Source organism: Mesorhizobium sp. M1E.F.Ca.ET.063.01.1.1, from assembly GCF_003998155.1.
In the GTDB taxonomy this organism is placed as follows: Bacteria; Pseudomonadota; Alphaproteobacteria; order Rhizobiales; family Rhizobiaceae; genus Mesorhizobium.
Window position 1 is genome coordinate 1 of record NZ_RZSC01000847.1, and the last position, 2,366, is coordinate 2,366.

5 protein-coding genes are annotated in these 2,366 nt (G+C 64.5%); all 5 read right to left on the reverse strand.

Going from position 1 to position 2,366, the window contains the following annotated elements:
* Positions 1-360: PfkB family carbohydrate kinase (locus tag EOA29_RS33230; protein WP_245468663.1), on the reverse strand; the 360-nt coding region annotated here is incomplete at its 3' end.
* Positions 361-512: 152 nt separating this feature from the next.
* Positions 513-995, reverse strand: coding sequence for a hypothetical protein (locus EOA29_RS33235; RefSeq protein WP_189479072.1), 483 nt, complete (start codon positions 993-995; stop codon positions 513-515).
* Entirely contained in the window at positions 970-1,500 is a 531-nt protein-coding gene (locus EOA29_RS33240; protein WP_126091949.1) for a hypothetical protein, read from the reverse strand. The genes EOA29_RS33235 and EOA29_RS33240 overlap by 26 nt, the downstream gene beginning before the upstream one ends.
* Positions 1,467-1,856, reverse strand: a complete 390-nt coding sequence (locus tag EOA29_RS33245) for a hypothetical protein (protein ID WP_126091950.1) — start codon at positions 1,854-1,856, stop codon at positions 1,467-1,469. The genes EOA29_RS33240 and EOA29_RS33245 overlap by 34 nt, the downstream gene beginning before the upstream one ends.
* 23 nt (positions 1,857-1,879) lie before the next feature.
* Positions 1,880-2,347 (reverse strand): hypothetical protein, encoded by a 468-nt coding sequence (locus EOA29_RS33250; protein WP_126091951.1) that lies wholly within the window; start codon positions 2,345-2,347, stop codon positions 1,880-1,882.
* Positions 2,348-2,366 lie beyond the last annotated feature (19 nt).

Sequence of the window (2,366 nt, forward strand, 5' to 3'; positions counted from 1 at the left end):
GGCGACGTCCGCCGGCAGCACTGCGTCATTAGCGCCCGGCACGACTGCGATCACGTTCTCGCCGTCGGCGCCGACCAGGATCAGCGCCGTGCCGGTCGAGGCGAAGCTCTCACCGACGCCGGAGAGATCGACATTGCCGGCTTTCAGCAAGGCAAGCGCTTCGGCGGCAAAGCTATCCCTGCCGACGGCGCCCACCATGCGCACCTTGGCGCCGGCGCGGGCGGCCGCCAGCGCCTGGTTGGCGCCCTTGCCGCCGGGAGCGGTGGCGAAGCCGGAGCCACGGACCGTTTCGCCAGGTTCCGGCAAGCGGTCGACATTGGCGATCAGGTCGAGGTTGATCGAGCCGACAATGATGATCAAGAAACGCCTCCTGCCGAAGCGGTGCGGCGTTCGAACGAAGGCCGAGCCGCTCCAAGTCTTTGCTTTTACACAATTGATTGCGTTGGAGGCTAGCCGCAAAGATCGCCGGTTGCCAGATCATGTCGGTTGCACATGTGGCGTGGCCCACAGCATCATTCGCAGCGCACCGTGACCGTGCCTTGATAGTTGCCAGCCGGGAAGATGCCGGACGATTTCGTGGCCGTGAGATCGACCTGGATGGTGTGAGTGCCGTTGGTCACTCGCTGCGGCGAACTGCCTGGGATGTCCACGCCTGAGCCATCAAGGCGGAAGACGGTGTCAAAAGCGACGTTGGTATCGCCGCCGCTTGGCGCGGAGGTGAAGGCGATCGGCGCTGGCGCCGACACGGAATAACAGTCGAGCAGGTTTAGGATCGAGCACAGCGTCGCACTCGCGGTGATGGTGGCGCCGGCGCTCGACCCGCCCGCCTGCTTGGAACCGAAGATGTTGATGGAGGGGTTCGATTTCATCGTTCCCGAGACGCCGATCACGATCGTGCAGGTGCCGATGATCGCCGCCTGAGCCGGTGGCCCGAAGCAGGCAAGTACCGCCATCGCAAGAAGCGCGCGGCTATTTCTTCCGCTTTTTCTTCTCATTGCCGTTTGTGCCTCTGATACTCCAGCCTTCATTGGCCCACCCAGTCGATGCGGCAGCGGAGGCGGTCGCGGGAGCGGGAGCAGCCACGCTCCCCGTCTGGCCGTCGGCGCCTACGCCCATCTTGAGAAGCTTCAATTCAAGCTGCAGGCGCTCGACCTCGAGCTCGTAAAGGCGGCTGCAATCGACGCGCTTCGGCGTGCGGCCGATCGGGATCACCACACGGCCGTATGTGGCGACGTCGCTGTTCGACTGGCTGTTGTTGTTGCCTCGGATGACGCCGAGGTCCAGATAGGCGCCGCTGCCGGAAACGGCTGAGCGGCAGGTCGTGCCGTCGCTGGCATGGACCTCGTCCTGGCCCTGGGGCAGGCTGACACCTGGCAAGGTGAAACCCGTCTGGTTCTGGTTCAGGTTCAGGATATCCTCGGCAAACCCCTCGCTCACGACCGCCAAGGCGGGCAGCAGGGAGAGGGTCAGGACCTGCGATGTCCGAAGAACTTTCCGCATATCTGCGCCCTTATCTGCGTCTGCTCGCTTGGAAAGGGGATACTCTCGGTACAGATACGCACTTTACGCTCGGTCGCGCCGTCGAAGGGCACGACCACCAGAACCGGACGCGACGCCTGGCCCGCCAGAAGGAAGGCGCTGGGCGTGACCTTGGCATCGACCGGCTGGAAATCCTGGTCATAGACATGGACCTCGACGCGAATGCGCTGGTCGTACGGATTGCCGGGGAAGACGCGCACCGCGAAGGCATCCGTGAAGGATCTCACCTCGCCCCGCATCGGTGTCATCGACTGGCTCGTCGCCGCAATGGGGGACAGCACGGCGGCCAGTGCCGCCAGTATTCCAATCGTTCTCAAAGGCCGCTCCTTTCGCGAGAGGGCTATTCGCAGCGCAGTGTAACGGTTGCCTGGTAGTTGCCGGCGGAGAAGCGGTTCGAGCCGCTCTTGGTGCCGGCAAGGTTGACGGCAACCGTCGACGTGCCGGGCGCCGTCAGCGCGGTCGCGGTGCCCGTTTCCGAAATCGTCTGCGCGCCGGTGGTGGCGAAGGTCGGAGTCCAGGTGGTAGCGGTAACGTCGCTAGCCGGCACGGTGGTGGACGTGACCGGGTCGACGCTGAGCGTGACGCCGCCCGTGGTGTCGACCTGGGCGCTGCCGGCCGAACCGCCGGCATTGTGGGAGCTCAGCGACTGAAGATCGCTGCTGACGGTCATTGTGCCGTTGGAGTTGATCGTGATCGTGCAGGTGGCGGTGATGGTGCCGTTGAACAGCACATTTCCGGTGGCGGCCGATGCTGGCTGGCCGGCACAAGCAGCCAGCAAGCCTGCGGCCGCGGCGCGAAGGAATTTCATCGAGACACCTCTTTCAAGC